At 64.8% G+C, this 16,099-nt stretch carries 12 protein-coding genes; 4 read left to right on the top strand and 8 right to left on the bottom strand.

Annotated elements, in window-relative coordinates:
• Positions 1 to 7 precede the first annotated feature (7 nt).
• The 3 genes from rapZ to mgtE all read left to right on the top strand — a co-directional run bounded on the left by rapZ (position 8) and on the right by mgtE (position 2,926).
• A complete protein-coding gene (gene rapZ, locus QD280_RS09185; protein ID WP_279831710.1) occupies positions 8 to 943 on the top strand; it encodes an RNase adapter RapZ in 936 nt (311 codons plus the stop codon).
• On the top strand, positions 930 to 1,199 hold the full coding sequence (locus QD280_RS09180; RefSeq protein WP_043332560.1) for an HPr family phosphocarrier protein: 270 nt from the start codon (positions 930 to 932) through the stop codon (positions 1,197 to 1,199). The genes rapZ and QD280_RS09180 overlap by 14 nt, the downstream gene beginning before the upstream one ends.
• Positions 1,200 to 1,570: 371 nt before the next feature.
• Positions 1,571 to 2,926, top strand: a complete 1,356-nt coding sequence (gene mgtE / locus QD280_RS09175) for a magnesium transporter (RefSeq protein ID WP_043332561.1) — start codon at positions 1,571 to 1,573, stop codon at positions 2,924 to 2,926.
• Positions 2,927 to 3,031: 105 nt separating this feature from the next.
• On the opposite strand, the gene pmbA is transcribed toward mgtE, so the two are convergent.
• The gene (gene pmbA / locus QD280_RS09170) at positions 3,032 to 4,402 is read right to left on the bottom strand and encodes a metalloprotease PmbA (RefSeq protein ID WP_153635169.1); all 1,371 of its coding nucleotides are present in this window, start codon (positions 4,400 to 4,402) and stop codon (positions 3,032 to 3,034) included.
• 76 nt (positions 4,403 to 4,478) lie between these two features.
• Between pmbA and yjgA the strand changes: the two genes are divergently transcribed.
• Complete coding sequence (gene yjgA / locus QD280_RS09165) at positions 4,479 to 4,982, top strand: ribosome biogenesis factor YjgA (RefSeq protein ID WP_043332563.1); 504 nt, start codon at positions 4,479 to 4,481, stop codon at positions 4,980 to 4,982.
• A 137-nt stretch (positions 4,983 to 5,119) separates the two neighbouring features.
• Here the strand turns inward: yjgA and tldD are convergent, their stop codons facing one another.
• The 7 genes from tldD to QD280_RS09130 all read right to left on the bottom strand — a co-directional run bounded on the left by tldD (position 5,120) and on the right by QD280_RS09130 (position 16,072).
• A complete protein-coding gene (gene tldD, locus QD280_RS09160; RefSeq protein WP_107335429.1) occupies positions 5,120 to 6,580 on the bottom strand; it encodes a metalloprotease TldD in 1,461 nt (486 codons plus the stop codon).
• Positions 6,577 to 10,890, bottom strand: a complete 4,314-nt coding sequence (locus QD280_RS09155; protein WP_279839004.1) for an AsmA-like C-terminal region-containing protein — start codon at positions 10,888 to 10,890, stop codon at positions 6,577 to 6,579. Before QD280_RS09155 ends, tldD begins: the two co-directional genes overlap by 4 nt.
• Positions 10,891 to 10,970: 80 nt before the next feature.
• Positions 10,971 to 12,434: a ribonuclease G gene (gene rng / locus QD280_RS09150; protein ID WP_043332570.1), complete on the bottom strand. Its 1,464-nt coding sequence runs from the start codon at positions 12,432 to 12,434 to the stop codon at positions 10,971 to 10,973.
• Positions 12,435 to 12,619: 185 nt separating this feature from the next.
• Positions 12,620 to 13,228 (bottom strand): Maf family protein, encoded by a 609-nt coding sequence (locus tag QD280_RS09145; protein WP_279839002.1) that lies wholly within the window; start codon positions 13,226 to 13,228, stop codon positions 12,620 to 12,622.
• 282 nt (positions 13,229 to 13,510) lie between these two features.
• On the bottom strand, positions 13,511 to 13,993 hold the full coding sequence (mreD, locus tag QD280_RS09140) for a rod shape-determining protein MreD (protein WP_043332574.1): 483 nt from the start codon (positions 13,991 to 13,993) through the stop codon (positions 13,511 to 13,513).
• Positions 13,993 to 14,970: a rod shape-determining protein MreC gene (gene mreC / locus QD280_RS09135; protein ID WP_268750727.1), complete on the bottom strand. Its 978-nt coding sequence runs from the start codon at positions 14,968 to 14,970 to the stop codon at positions 13,993 to 13,995. The genes mreD and mreC overlap by 1 nt, the downstream gene beginning before the upstream one ends.
• A 64-nt stretch (positions 14,971 to 15,034) precedes the next feature.
• Positions 15,035 to 16,072: a rod shape-determining protein gene (locus QD280_RS09130; protein ID WP_043332576.1), complete on the bottom strand. Its 1,038-nt coding sequence runs from the start codon at positions 16,070 to 16,072 to the stop codon at positions 15,035 to 15,037.
• Between the last annotated feature and the right edge of the window lie 27 nt (positions 16,073 to 16,099).

Below are 16,099 nucleotides of genomic sequence, written 5' to 3'. Positions count from 1 at the left end.
GCACTTCATGAAGATCGTGATCATCAGCGGCCGCTCCGGCTCCGGGAAATCCATCGCTCTCCAGGCGCTGGAAGACATTGGCTACTATGCCATCGACAATCTGCCCGGCATGCTGCTGGCGCCACTGGTCGATCAGCTCGAAAAGGACAGCCCGGCGCGTCGGCGCATCGCGGTCTCCATCGATGCCCGCAACCTGCCGGAAGCCTTGACCCGCTTCCCCGAACTGCTCGACAACGTCCGCCAGAGCGGCATGGACGTGCAGGTCGTCTACCTGACCACCGATTCGCGAGTGCTGCTGGAACGCTACTCGGCGACCCGTCGTCGTCACCCTCTGACGCGCGACAACGACCATACCCTGGCCGAGGCCATCGAGATCGAGCAGAAGACGCTCGCTCCCATCCGCCAGAAGGCCGATCTGGTCATCGACTCGACCAACCTGAGCGTGCACGACCTGCGCTCGCGGATCACCGAGCAGGTCGCCCAGCACAGCTCCCGCCACCTGACGCTGACCTTTGAATCCTTCGGCTTCAAGCATGGCGTGCCGACCGACGCCGACATGGTGTTCGATGCCCGCTGCCTGCCCAACCCGTACTGGGACATCAATCTGCGCGGCGATACCGGTCGCGATGACAGCGTGGCCGAATTCCTGCAGCGCTACCCCACCGTCCAGGCGATGCATGACGATATCGCCGGCTGGCTGGAACGCTGGCTGCCCGCCTATCAGGACAGCAACCGCAGCTACCTGACGGTGTCCGTGGGCTGCACCGGCGGCCAGCATCGCAGCGTCTACCTGTGCGAGCAGCTGGCGAGCTACTTCGCCGAGCGCCTGCCTGAGGTGCGCCTGCGTCACCGCGAGCTGGGCATTCATACCGCGCTGAGCAACGCGGGTGAAGCGAGTGATCAGCAAGAGCGTCAGCAGGAGCATCGCGATGGCCTCTCGTGAGCTGACGCTGACCAACCGCCGCGGGCTGCACGCCCGCGCTGCCACCAAGCTGGTCAATTGCTGTGCGCCCTATTGCGCAACGGTGATGGTCAGCCATGGCGAGCGACGCGCCAATGCAGCCAATGTGATGGCATTGCTGATGCTGGCCGCGCCCTGCGGCACCACGCTGTTGATCGATGTCGAGGGTGAACAGGCTGATGAGGCGATGCTGGCCATCGAGGCGCTGTTCGAAGCGCGTTTCGAGGAAGACGAATAGCCGCCACTGACAGTGCTGTGCAGTTGCACTGTGCACTCAGCCTTTCTTCCTCAGCCAGCTCGCTTCTTGGTCAACTATCTTTTCGGCCCGCTCGCTTATCGGCCAGCCCCCTCTGGCGGCCCCCTGGCGACACCATTAACTGCTCGCGCAGGATATCTCGCGCCTGTTCTTGCACCTGTCCTTGCGCCTACCCTTGTACCAATCCCAGCACCTATCCTTGCGCCTGGCAGCCATGCAACGCTGCTTTTGTGCCAGTGGCGGGACGCGGATTGTCCTTTCGATAAGAAACACTGTTTTCTTTTGTCGACGCGCCCCCCTACGCCAATGGTAGAATCAGCGCTGTCCTTCATGTCGACAGGGGAAGCCGACAGATGAGCAAGACGTCTCGTAAACTCAAGCCAAGACTTGATCGCCTGTCACAGGCGCTGGAAAGCGGCGAGCTGGAACAGGCAAGACGCATGCTCAATCGCGGCCTCGCGCCGGTGGACGTGGCCCACCTGCTGGAATCCTCGCCCCCCAAGGAGCGTAATCTGCTCTGGGAGCTGGTCGATGCCGAGCTGCAGGGCGATGTCCTTCAATACCTTGGCGAAGATATCCAGACCGACTTCCTCAAGGACATGGACGCCGTCGACGTTCTCGCCGCCACCGAGAACCTGGAACCGGATGATGTCGCCGACATTCTGCAGCGCCTGCCGAATGCGGTGATTCTCGAAGTCCTCGACTCCATGGAGGCGCAAGAGCGCCTGCGCGTCGAAACGGTACTGTCCTTCCCGGAGGACACCGCCGGCGGCCTGATGAACACGGACACCATCACCATTCGTCCGGACATCACCCTGGATGTGGTGCTGCGCTACATCCGCCGCCACGAGCGCCTGCCCGACTCCACCGATACCCTGCTGGTCGTCTCACGCCGTGATGAATTCATCGGTGCCCTGCCCATCAATCGCCTGCTGGTCTCGGACCCCGGCGTCACGGTGCGCGAAGTAATGGACACCGACAGCGTGGTGATTCCGGCCCTGATGCCGGAAACCGAAGTCGCCTCGCTGTTCGAGAAGCACGACCTGATCTCGGCGCCCGTGGTCGGCGGCGATGGCAACCTGCTGGGTCGTATCACCATCGATGACGTGGTCGACGTCATCCGTGGCGACGCCGAGCACCAGGTGATGTCGATGGCGGGGATGGATGAGGACGAAGACACCTTCTCTCCGGTGATGCGAACCTCGTGGCGCCGCGCCGTCTGGCTCGGCATCAACCTGCTGACCGCCTTCATGGCCTCCGCCGTGATCGGCATGTTCGAAGGCACCATCCAGAAGATCACCGCGCTGGCCGTGCTGATGCCCATCGTCGCCAGCATGGGCGGCATCGCGGGCTCTCAGGCACTCACCGTCCTGATTCGTGGTATCGCGCTGGGGCACGTCAAGAGCGGCAATGTCCGCTGGCTACTCAAGCGCGAGGTCATCGTCGCGGGGCTCAACGGCCTGTTATGGGCCGTGGTGGTGGCAGGCATCGCCATCGTGTGGTTCGGGGATGTCCAGCTGGGGGCCATCATCGGCGCCGCGATCATGATCAACCTGTTGATCGCCGCCGTGACGGGCACGCTGCTGCCGGTACTGCTCAAGAAGCTCAATATCGACCCTGCCCTCTCCGGCAGCGTGATATTGACCACCGTGACCGACGTGATCGGCTTCATGGCCTTCCTCGGGCTGGCGACCTGGCTCTACCTGTAATACGCCCGACGGATTCCAGTGACTGCTCCAGAAACAACACGGCCGCTCCCTCGGGAGCGGCCGTGTTGCATCTCGCCTGTCGCGCGATCAGAGAAGCCTCAGCGATCAGCCTTCCAGCTCTTCGTCTTCGCCTTCGGACATGCCCGCGACGGTCATGCCATCGATCAGCCAGCTACCGCTGTGGATGCTGCCACGCGTATCGACATCATCGCCGACCGCCAGCAGATTGGCCGCCATGTCGCGCAGATTGCCGGCAATGGTGAACTCCTCGACCGCATGCTGGATCTCGCCGTTCTCGACCCAGAAACCGGAGGCGCCGCGTGAGTAGTCACCGGTGACGCCGTTGACGCCCTGGCCCATCAGCTCGGTCACCAGCACGCCGGTGCCCATCTGCTTGAGCATCTCATCGAGAGAGGTCAGCGGCGCGGTGATGCGCACGTTGCGCGCGCCGCCGGCGTTGCCGGTGGTCTGCATGTTCAGGCGCCGGGCACTGTAGGCGCTCAGCATGTAGCTCTGCACCTTGCCGTCGGCAAAGTAGACATTGTCACGCGTCGCGACGCCATCGTTGTCGAAGGCGGCGCTGGACATGCCACCGACTTCCCGCGGCTTCTCGCCCAGCGTGAACCAGTCGGGGAACAGCGGCTGACCCAGGCTATCGCACAGGAAGCTGGACTCACGGTACAACGAGCCGCCGGCGATGGCAGATAGATAGTGACCGACCAGCCCGGCTGACATCTGCGGGTCGAACAGCACCGGCATGCGGCCCGTAGCCACCTTGCGCGCATTCAGACGCGCCAGCGTGCGGCGCGCGGCTTCACGCCCCACCGACTCGGGCGAGCGCAGGTCCGCCGGATTGCGCACGCTGGTGTAGTCATAGTCACGCTGCATGCCCTGTGCATCCTTGGCGATCAGCATGCATGACATCGAGTGGCGGCTGCCGCACTGGCTGGCCAGGAACCCATGGCTGTTGCCATAGACCTGCACGCCTTCGCCACTGGAGAAGCTGGCGCCTTCGGACTGTGCGATGCCTTCCACTTCCAGCCCGGCACGCTCACAGGCCAGTGCCAGGTCAGTCGCTTCATCGACGCTGATCGCCCAGGGGTGATGCGCCTTGAGATCAGGGAAGTCGGTGGCCATCAGCTCGGCCGGCGCCAGACCGGCAAAACTGTCTTCGCCGGTATAGTGCGCGATGGAAACCGCCTTCTCGACCGCGGCACGAATCGAGTCGCTGCCGGCATCGGAAGATGTCGCGCTGCCCTTGCGATTGCCGAGATAGACGGTCACGCCGATGCCCTGGTCACGCGACAGTTCGACCGTCTCGACTTCGCCGTCACGCACCGAGATGCTGACGCCCTGATCGACGCTGGCACCGACCTCACAGGCGTCGGCACCCAGGCTGCGGGCAAGCTCGAGAGCTTCGCTGACGCGACGCTCGAGCAGTTGTTGCTGAGCAACGGCATCAAAGGCCTGGCTCATGTTGTTCTCCTTCTGAGGAGACGGGGGCCCGGCAGTGCTATACTGCCGCAAATTTCCCCGACTCATTGGAATTGGCATGCGTAAAGAAAGACCCGAGGAGCTCGTCGAGCGCCCCAGCAAGTCCCAGTTGAAGCGCGAGATGATCGAGCTGCAGGCGCTGGGCAAGAAGATCATCGATCTGCCGGAAGGCCAGCGCGCCAAGTTCCCGCTCTCTGACGACATGCTGGCCGCCATCGAGGAGACCCATCGCATTCGTAGTCACGAAGGCCTGCGTCGCCACATGCAGTACGTCGGCAAGCTGATGCGCAAGGAAGACCTGGACGCCGTGCGTGCCGTCTTCGAAGCCATGGAGCAGCAGAACGTGCGTCGCGATGCCTCCTTCCAGCGTCTCGAACGCTGGCGCGATCGCCTGCTGGACGACGATGAAGCCTTCGTGATCTTCGTCGAGGATTATCCTCACGTGGACCGTCAGGCCCTGCGTCAGCTGATCCGCAATGCGCGTGCCGAACGTGACGCCGGCAAACAGCCCAACAGTGCCAAGAAGCTCTTCAAGCTGCTGCGGGCCGAACTCGACCTCTGACACGGGGTCTGCCGCTCACGCGCTGCGTCTCTCGTGCTGAACCTCATGCACTGATCCTCAAGCGCTTCCTCGACACCGCCATGGCCCTGCCACGGCGGTGTCGTCGTATTCATCGCTTCATTGTGAACGCGACCCGCTCAGGATTGCGTGCCGCCGACCGTCAACTCATCGAGCTTCAGCGTCGGCTGACCGACACCGACGGGCACGGACTGGCCGTCCTTGCCACACACGCCGACACCGGTATCCAGCTCCAGGTCGTTGCCGATCATCGAGACGCGGCCCATGGCTTCCGGCCCGTTGCCGATCAGGGTGGCGCCCTTGACCGGCGTGGTCACCTTGCCGTCTTCGATCAGATAGGCTTCGCTTGCGGAGAACACGAAACGCCCGGAGGTGATGTCGACCTGACCACCGCCGAAGCTGACCGCGTAAATGCCACGCTTGACGCTCTTGATGATCTCCTGCGGATCGCGATCGCCACCCAGCATGTAGGTATTGGTCATGCGCGGCATCGGCAGGTGCGCGAAGGACTCACGGCGCGCATTGCCCGTCGGCGCCATGCCCATCAGGCGGGCATTGAGCTTGTCCTGCATGTAGCCGGTGAGGATGCCGTCCTCGATCAGCGGCGTGTACTGCCCCGGGGTGCCTTCATCATCGACGGACAGCGAGCCACGGCGATCGGCCAGGGTCGCATCATCGACAACGGTGACGCCGCGTGCCGCGACCTGCTCGCCCATGCGGCCCGAGAAGGCAGAGCTGCCCTTGCGGTTGAAGTCACCTTCCAGACCATGGCCAACCGCCTCATGCAGCAGCACGCCCGGCCAGCCATTGCCCAGCACCACCGGCATCTGACCGGCCGGCGCATCGATGGCCTCGAGATTGACCAGCGCCTGGCGCACGGCTTCACGCGCGTAACGCTCGGCGACATTCTCATCGCGCAGACGGGTCAGCGGGAAACGACCACCGCCACCGGCACTGCCACGCTCGCGACGGCCATTGCGCACCGCGATCACGCTGATGTTGAAACGCACCAGCGGACGCAGGTCCGCGGCGAGGGTGCCATCACTGGCACGCACCATCACCACCTCGTAAAGCGCCGACAGCGAGGCCGACACCTGACTGATGGACGGGTCAAGGCTGCGCGCGATGCGGTCCGCTTCCTTGAGCATCGCGACCTTGTCCTCGGCGCTCAGGCCATTCAGCGGGTCGATGCCCGCATAGAAGGACGGTGCCTCGGTGATGATCGAGCTTGCGACCGTGCCGCTGCTGCCGCTACGCGAGATACCCGCTGCAGTCCGGCCAGTGTCGGCAAGCGCGGCGGCATCGATCTGATTGGAGTACGCGAAGCCGGTCTTTTCCCCCGCCAATGAGCGTACGCCCACGCCGCCATCGATGTTGTAGCTGGCGTCCTTGACGACGCCGTCTTCCAGCACCCAGCTTTCCTGCCAGATACGCTGGAAGTAGAGATCGGCATAGTCGGTGCCCGGGCCCATGGCATGTGCCAGGCCAGCATCCAGATCATCCAGGCTGAGCCCGCCCGGGGTCAGCAACAGGGCCGCGGCATCGTCGAGCACGCGACCGGAACTCGCATTTTGCGTCATTCGGCACTTTCCAGAGTAATGTTCGGGTCGCCCCAGGGGCCTGATACCCGATAGTGAATTTGCGTCACCTTGTCGATGAAGCGGCCGAAGATCTTGTCGGCCACGAACAGCGCCCCGCCCACGGCGGGTGCGCCTGCCAGCACGGCGGCCAGCGGAAGGTTCTGGCTGACCGGCACCGTGATGGCCATGCGTTGATCAAGGGTACCGCGAAGCAGGTCGACCTGCCCGTTGAGTGTCACGGTGGTGGACGGCGCCTCGATACGCAAGGGGCCATCGCTTTCCAGCCGCCCATCGAAGAGCGTCGCTGCGCCGCGCACCTTGTCGAAGGCCGTCCCCTTGTCGGTGACGTCAGAGAAGTCCAGCGACAGGCGGCGCAGCAGGTTATCCACATTGACCAGCCCCAGCAGGCGGGCGGAGGTCGAGCCCAGATTCAGGAAGCGTCCGTCATCCAGCTTGATCTCGACGCGACCATTGGAGCGCGACAGGGCAAAGTCCTGCGGCGCACCGGGCCAGGCCAGCTTGACCTCGGCCCGGGCGCGGTCCGCCTCGATGCCGCGCGGCTGGGAGAGACGCTCGAGCAACCCGCCCAGGTCACTGCCATCGGCGGACAGGCGAGCGCGCGTCAGACTGTTGGTGCCGGCATCCTCCCAGGTGATGTTGCCCACCGCGGTAATCTTGCCCAGCGTGATGGAGAGCGGCAACACCACCAGCTGCTGGCTGTCGGCGGTCCAGTCGGCACTGATCGGCCCCAGTTGCTGGTCGCGCCAGATGAGGTGTGCCAGACGCAGACTGCCCGCGGGCAGGTCGGCAAGCTCGGCGGGATACGGCGTCGGCTCGATGCCGACATCGATAGCCTCGGTAAAGTTGCCTGGCGCACTGGCGGTCTGCGCCTCCTGCTCGACATCCGAGGGCCACAGGGCATCGAGATTCAGGGTATCCAGGTCCAGAATCAGCGGTCGCGCGGCGCCTGACTGCCACACCAGCTCGCCACTGGCGAGCTGACCATCCAGCGTCGCGGCCAGCCCCAGCCCTTGCTGCTGCGAGCTCTGGCGCGGCGCGGCCTCGAGCGTCATCGGCCCCGTACACCGGGACTGGATCATCAGGCAATCGGTGGCAACGCGCAGGCGTGACAAGGCACGCAGGGGGTCACTCTGCTCCGCGTCGCTGCCCTCACCACTCGCGCTGCCCTCTCCACTCACGCCACTTTCACCGGAGAGCGCTCCCGCCCACGGCTTCCAGAGCTCGGGGGCGAGGGTCGGCGTGCGCCAGGCGATGTCCCAGCCGGTCTGGGTGGGCCACTGTGGATCACTCGGCCAACGCTCCAGCCACAACTGCCCCGTCATCGGCACCGTGCTGCCATCGTCTCGCGTATTGCCGTCTTTCCAGCGTGCTCGGGCGCGATTGTCGAGGCGAACATCGCCGCCACCCTCCGCGAGCCCGATATCCACCGCCAGCGGAACCGCCTGATCGCGCGCCTTGCCAAAGGGTGCCGGCAGATTGATGGCGACTCCCTTGAGGTCACTCGAGAGCGCCAGGCTGGCGCCGTCATCCGGCAGCATCAGGCGCGCCTGGTAGTTGAACTCGCCGCCCAGCGCGCGCGGCGTCTCGCCGTCCTGCAAGGCGGCCCGGGTGTTCTCGGCGGCATCGCCGATCAGGTGCTCGGGCGCGCCCAGCCAGCCCAGCACCGGTGCCAATGGCGCCTTGCCGTCGAAGGTGATCGCGCCCTTGCTGCTTGAATCTGCCTGCCCGATGTTGAGCGCCGCCTTGACCGCACCACCGAACAGCTTGCCGGAGAGATTGCCGGTCAACTGCTCACGCCGCCCCTCGGGTCGGGATGGGTCATGCACGAACTCGAGCGGCCCGCGAATGCCGTCAACCTCGATGCCCGGCCCCGGGAAGGCCAGCGTCGCCGCCTGGCGCTCGCCGACCTTGCCCGCCGCCGTGATGCGCGTCTGCTCGGCGTCCTCCAGCGGCACGCGGATGTCCATCGCCGCATCCACCGAGCCCTTGCCCTGCCATTCGGCGATCAGCGCTGCGGTATCTTCCAGCGGCGCATGCGAGAGCAGATCGAACAGCGCCTCGACGCTGCCGGTCACGTCACCCTGAATCTTCAAGGTGTTGTCCTGCATGTCGACGTCGGCCTGACGCACCGCCAGGGGCGCCGCACTGCCCAACGCCGTGGCCGGCTGAGAGCGCGCCGCCGCGACCGTGGCACTCAACGTATTGTCGTGCAGCGCGAGATTGCCCTTCACGCCCTCCAGCGCAGGCCAGCCCTCGGCATAACCGAGTCGCCCATCCTCAATGGCCAGCTCAAGGTCCATCGAATCGCCGGGGCCATAACCATTTTCACCATTGTCGTCATCCCACACCTGAGTGAGATGCAGGCTGCCCTCGGGGACCTGCCCCGCGACATCGCGCGTCAACCACTCGCTCAGCGCCGGGTCCAGTACCTTCATCGGCAACCAGGAGGCCAGCGGAATGCTGCGGGCATTCACGTCACGCATCTCGAGATCCAGCTGGAAGCGGTCATGGTCCTGTGCGGGAATCTGCAGACCGAAGCCGCCCGTCACATCGGCGCCAGCGCGCTGGATATGCAGGTCATGCCCCGAGACGCTGCTGCCACTGTCATCGACCTTGACCTCGACCACCCCGTCAGCGGCCTCGAGCTGCCAGCCGTCGCCGAAGACTTCGGGGAAGTGAAAGCGCATGCCCGGGTCGCCACGAAACGCGATCCGGCTCGCGATGCCACCCTCATCAAGACTCTGCGCGGTGACCCAGGCCGCCAAGGGGCCGAGCCCCGGAGCACCCTGCCAGGGTTCCACCTCGGCGCCGGTGAGGCCCAGCGCCAGCTTCATGGTCAGCGGGGTATCGAGGCCGATCCCGGCCAGCGACAGGGAGAGGCCGGTGGCCGTGCCACGCGGATCGAGAGACTCGAGCACATCGCCCAGCTCGCCGAGCGCCAGCACATTGCGCCAGCGCGCCACCTTCTCCAGATCGAAACTGCTGGTGACCAGTGACACGCTGCCCTCGGAGAGATCCCCCGACAGCGAAATACGCTCGGGCAGACTGGCAAGCGCCGCGGAGACTTCTGGCGATGACGCCGCTTGCGGCGCTTGGCCGTCACTATCTGCCACCGGAACGCCGGACGCCGAAGCGTCGGCCGCCGGAGTGCCGGCCACCGAAGCGTCGGCCGCCGGGGCGTCATCGAGTTGCGTGGCGCCGACCGAGATCTGATTGAGCCAGGCCTGCCAGCGATCACTGCCCGCCAGGTCACGCAGCCACTGGCCACGCGCATGAATGTCCTTGAGCGCCAGCTGGGCGCCATGGTGATCCAGCGTCAGGCGATTGAGATCAAGACGCAGACGAGCATCTTCCAGTCGCGCATCACGCCAGCGCGCCCACAGCGTCGCGTTGCCATCGGCGTCGCGCAGCATCAGGCTGTCGCGCTCGCCCATCAGACGCCCGACACTCGCCAGCGCACCGGCGTCCAGCTCCACCTGCAGCTGGGCCGAGTAGTCGGCGAGGCCGTCGTCTCCCGGCAGCACTTCCAGCACGGCGCTGACACCGGCCTGAGGCGATTCCCCGACCCGCAACTGGCCTTCCAGGTGCGCGCGATCGCCTTCTCCCGACAGCAGCAGCTCGGCGGCATTCAGGTTGAGGGTATCGTTGCGACCATGCAGTACCAGGCGCACATCCTCGAGCCGCACACGCTGACGCGCCAAAAGCGCCAGCCCCTGCTCCGTCTGCGCAAGGCTCATCTGTCCTTCGGGTTCGAGCGCTTCGGGAGGACGCGGCGGCCCCGGCCAGCCCCAGCTGCCATCTTCGCGCTGGTACAGGTGCACGATGACGCCGGTGGCGGTGGCGCGATCAAAGACAGGCGCCAGATGGCGCAGGGAGGAAAGTACATCGAGACGGGTTTCCAGATGCGACACGCTCAACAGCGGCGCCGCCTGCATCTCGTTGGGTCGAAAGAGGTTCAGACCCGACAGCTTGATGGCCGGATCAAGGTGATCCATGCGGCCCTCAAGCGATGACATCCCCACATTGGAGTGGGTCTGGGTGGCAATGAAGTCACTGATGGACTCACTGCGCGAATCCAGCGTAGTCAACCACCAGCGCAGGCCCCCGATCAGGATGGCCAGCACCGCCAGCAGCACCGCGAGCGCCATCAGCAGCCCGCGCGCCCAGCGCCGCCCACGCGAGGGTGGCGCTGGCGTCGCAGCTGACGAAGACGGGGCGTCGTCGACGCCCTCCTGCGCCGCCTCTTGCGAGGTAGAACGCGCCGCCTCTGGTGAGGTAGAACGGGTCACTGGTGGTTCTCCGAACAGGACAGACTCACGATGTGGATAACGCGACTCCCGGCTTCATCGCAGGCGCGGCGGCTGACAGATCACATGAGCACAATATCGTACTGCTCCTGGGTGTAATGCGCCTCGACCTGGAAGCGGATGGTCTTGCCGATGAAGCTCTCGAGGTCCGCCACGGCTGCGGATTCCTCGTCCAGCAGGCGATCGACCACGTTCTGTGAGGCCAGCACCATATAGGTATCCGGGCTGTAGGCGCGCTCTTCGCGCATGATCTCGCGGAAGATCTCGTAGCAGACCGTCTCCGGCGTCTTGAGGGTGCCGCGCCCCTGACAGGTCGGGCAGGCCTCGCACAGCACCTGCTCCAGACTCTCGCGCGTGCGCTTGCGCGTCAGCTGCACCAGGCCCAGTTCGGTCACGCCGGTCATCTTGTTCTTGGCATGATCACGCTCCAGCGACTTCTCGAGCACGCGCAGCACCTGGCGCTGATGCTCGGTCTCTTCCATGTCGATGAAGTCGATGATGATGATGCCGCCGAGATTGCGCAGCCGCAGCTGGCGCGCGATGGCGGTCGCCGCCTCGAGATTGGTCTTGAAGATGGTCTCTTCGAGGTTGCGATGGCCGACGAAACCCCCGGTGTTGACGTCGATGGTGGTCATCGCCTCGGTCTGGTCGATCACCAGATAGCCGCCACTCTTGAGCTGCACCTTGCGGCCCATCGCCTTGTGCAGCTCATCCTCGACACTGAACAGATCGAAGATCGGTCGCTCGCCGGGGTAATACTCGATGCGCCCTTCCATGTCGGGCATGAACTCGCTGGCGAATTCCTTGAGCCGGATGAAATTCTCGCGCGAGTCGATGCGCACGCGCTCGATCTCGTCACGCATCACGTCGCGCAGCGTGCGCATGAACAGCGGCAGATCATCATAGATCACGCTGGGCACGGCGGCGGTCAGACGACGCTCGCTGACCTTGCGCCACAGGCGCAGCAGGAAATGCATGTCCTGCTTGAGCTCGGCCTCGCTGATGCCTTCGGCCGCCGTGCGCAGAATGAAGCCGCCGGGCGCTTCCGGGTCCAGCGCCGTCAGGCACTGCTCGGTGAGCTCCTTGAGGCGGTCACGCTCGGCATCGCTCTCGATGCGCTGCGACACGCCGGTATGCGGCGAGTCCGGCATGTAGACCAGATAGCGTGACGGCACCGACAGATGCGTGGTCAGCCGGGCGCCCTTGGTGCCGATGGGGTCCTTGGTGACCTGCACCACCAGTGGCTGGCCTTCGCTGAGCAGCTCGCGGATCGAGAGCTGCTCGTCATGCGGCGTATGCGCCGGCATGACTTCCTGGGCATGGATGAAGGCGGCCCGTTCGAGACCGATGTCGATGAAGGCCGCCTGCATGCCGGGCAACACTCTCACCACCTTGCCACGGTAGATGTTGCCGACGATGCCGCGTCGCCCGCTGCGTTCGATGAAGGCTTCCTGCAGGACACCGTTCTCGACCACCGCCACGCGGGTCTCCATCGGTGTCAGGTTGATCAATACCTCGCCGCTCATAGCGCAAGTCCTTGTAAAGTCGTTGCTTGCGATTATGACATAGCAAGGGAGCCCCCGGCTGTGATCTATCGACTAAGGATTTCCTGCAACGGGTATTTTGTGCCACGCACGCAAGCCATCGTCCTTCGCGATGGCGCTGGAGTGCTGTCTCGACACCCGACTGCCGCAGTACAGAACATCGCCCGTCAGAGTGGTTGCCACGGCTGAACGCCCGCCTTGCTCAGAAGCTCTGCGGTCTCATGCAGCGGCAGCCCGACCACGGCGCTGTAACTGCCCTCGAGATGACTGACGAAGACGGCGCCGAGCCCCTGGATGGCGTAGCCCCCCGCCTTGTCAGCCGACTCACCGGTCGCCCAGTAGCGCGCGGCCTCCTCCGGAGTGATGGTGCGGAAAGTCACGCGGCTCTCGACCAGCTCGCTCGCGCAGCGCATGTCGCGCCCGGCGTCGCCATGACACAGCGCCACGCCACTGAGCACCTGATGGCTGCGCCCCGACAGGCTGAGCAGCATCTCGCGCGCATCGGCCTCATCACGCGGCTTGCCGAGAATGCGTCCATCCAGCGCCAGCGCGGTATCCGCGCCGAGCACTCGCCGCCCCGCCGTCTGGCCTGCCGCCCGCTGCGCCAGAGCCGCGAAGCCGGCCTGCGCCTTCTCCCGCGCCAGACGCAGCACATAATGCTCCGGCGACTCATTGGCCTGCGGCGTCTCATCGATATCCACCGGCGCCACCTCACATTGGATGCCGATACTGGCCAGCAGGTCACGACGACGCGGCGACCCCGAGGCCAGAATCAATTCCGCTTGAGCAGCGCCCTGTTGAGCAATGCCATGTTGAGCAATGCCATGTTGAGCAATGCCCTGAGACCTTACTTTGCGCTGCGTCGCGGCGTCAGAGTTCGCAAAGAGTGAGGAAGTGGGGCTTTCGGTGTCAGGTGTGGATGGCCTGGAAGTGGATGACCTTGAACTGGATGACATGGAAGACCTCGTGAAGAGAAACATGGCTGACAAGTACCAGAAAGCCGCCCGTAGGCGGCTTTTGGAAGCTCACAAGAAGCGCTAGCGACGTGCCAGTGGCACTCAGGCCGCGACCCGCCGACGCAGCATCTGCAGCAGAGTATAGAGCCACGGCCACAGTGCGCCGCCGATGACCGCCGAGAGCAGGAACGACAGGCTGACGGGGCCGGCACCGAACAGACTGCGCAGCCATTGATCCAGCAACTGCGCGATGCCCAGCACCACGATCACCAGCAACGCCTGCTGCAACAGCGAGTAGGCGCGAATGCGCTGATAGAGCAGCACACCCATGAAGGCCGTCAGCGACAGCACCAGGGCGTTGTGCCCCAGCGGTGCGCCCTGCAGGACATCCAGCGCCAGCCCGAACAGGAAGCCGTGGAAGACTCCGACACTCTGCGGCGAGACGATGCACCAGTAGACCAGCATCAGACCCAGCCACTGGGGCCGCCAGATCAGCCATACATCCGGCAATGGCATGACCTGCAGACACAGCGCCAGCAGCAGCGAGAACCAGCACAGCAAGGTGGTCTGGGGACGAAAGGCCATCAGTTGTTCTCCCCGGCAGCATCGGTGGGTGCCTGTGCGTCTGCCGCATCCTCGGCGGAGCCTTGCGCGGCGTCGTCACCCTCGGGTCTGGGCGCCGCCAGGTTGTCGCGCGGCAACTCATCGAGGCTGTCATCGACATACAGGTTGTCGGTGTCCACCGGCGGCGGCATCTGGATCAGGAAGTTGCGCGAACGCTCCAGCTGCGCGATGGGCTCGGCACTCACGCGGGCGAACGGCTTGCCGGGATCATGGTAGACCTCGGTGACACGTGCCACCGGCAAGCCGCGCGGAAAGCGCAGCGCCAGTCCGGAAGTCACCAGCAGATCACCGACACGAATGTCGGCGGTATCCGGCACATGCAGCACATCGACCTGGTCGATCTTGCCACTGCCCTGGGCGATGAAGCGCAGACCATTGCGATTGATCTCCACCGGCACGGCGTGACTGGCATCACTGATCATCAGCACGCGACTGTTGTAGGCCGAGGTGGAGATGACCTGCCCGACGAGACCATAGGCATCGAGTACCGGCAAGCCGATGCGCACGCCATCCTGCTCGCCGCGGTCCACCACCATGCGGTGGGAGAACGGGTCAGCATCGAGGGTCAGCAACTGGGAGGTGATATAGGGGATATCGCTACGCTGCCCGGCATTGAGCAATTCGCGCAGGCGCGTATTCTCGGAGGTCAGGCTCGCCATGCGTTGCACACGGCTGGACAGATTGAGCAGCTGTTCGCGCAGCGCGCGATTCTCGTCGGCCAGCTCCTGCTGGTCAGCAAACACCAGCGCGCCCCAGCTGATGCCTTCCGTCGGCAAGCTGACGACCCACTGCACGGGCGATACCAGCGTCGCCATGCTGGCGCGCACATCGACCATCCAGCTGAAGCGATCTTCGGCAAACATCAGCGCGAGTGACAGCACCGCGCACAACAGCATGCGGTAGCCGGGCACGGGGCCACGCGTGAACAGGGGTTTGATAGCACTTCCTCCGACAGGCCGGGACCAGCCGTACAGCACACAGCATGCCCGGCCCCGGACGAGGTCAATCGCTCGACAGCAGCTCGAAGGTGTGCTGATCGATCATTTCCAGCGCCTTGCCACCGCCACGCGCCACGCAGGTCAGCGGGTCTTCGGCGATGATCACCGGCAGGCCCGTCTCTTCCGCGATCAGCTTGTCGATGTCACGCAGCAGCGCACCACCACCGGTCAGCACCAGGCCGCGCTCGGCGATGTCGGAAGCCAGCTCCGGCGGAGACTGCTCGAGCGCGCTCTTGACCACCGAGACGATGGCCGCCAGCGGTTCCTGCAGCGCATCGAGGATCTCGTGGGAGTTGAGCGTGAAGGAACGCGGAATGCCCTCGGCCAGGTTGCGGCCGCGCACGTCGATCTCTCGCAGCTCGCCACCCGGGTAGGCACAACCGATCTCTTCCTTGATGCGCTCGGCCGTCGCCTCACCGATCAGGCTGCCGTAATGGCGACGCACATAGGAGGTGATGGCTTCGTCGAAGCGGTCACCGCCGATACGCACGGATTCGGAATAGACCACGCCGTTGAGCGAGATGATGGCGATTTCAGTGGTACCACCACCGATATCGACCACCATGGAGCCCATCGCCTCTTCCACCGGCAGGCCCGCACCGATCGCGGCAGCCATCGGCTCCTCGATCAGGTAGACCTCACGCGCGCCGGCCCCTTCGGCCGATTCCTTGATGGCGCGACGCTCGACCTGGGTCGACATGCACGGCACACACACCAGCACACGAGGGCTGGGTGTCAGGAAGGTGCTCTGATGCACCTTGCGGATGAAATGCTGGAGCATCTGTTCGGTAACGGTGAAGTCGGCGATGACGCCGTCCTTCATCGGACGGATGGCCGTGATATTGCCGGGGGTACGCCCCAGCATGCGCTTGGCATCGGCACCGACGGCCGCCACACTGCGGGCATTCCCGGACTGGCGAATGGCCACGACTGAGGGCTCGTCGAGCACGATACCGCGACCGCGCACATAAATAAGCGTGTTGGCAGTACCCAGATCGATCGACAGATCGCTCGAGAACAGCCCACGTAAACGTTTAAACATGGAAGTTGATCACCTAGTCCAGACCGG

It is taken from the genome of Cobetia sp. 1AS1, assembly GCF_029846435.1.
Classification (GTDB): Bacteria; Pseudomonadota; Gammaproteobacteria; order Pseudomonadales; family Halomonadaceae; genus Cobetia; species Cobetia amphilecti.
This window is presented reverse-complemented; position numbering and strand designations above follow the sequence as displayed.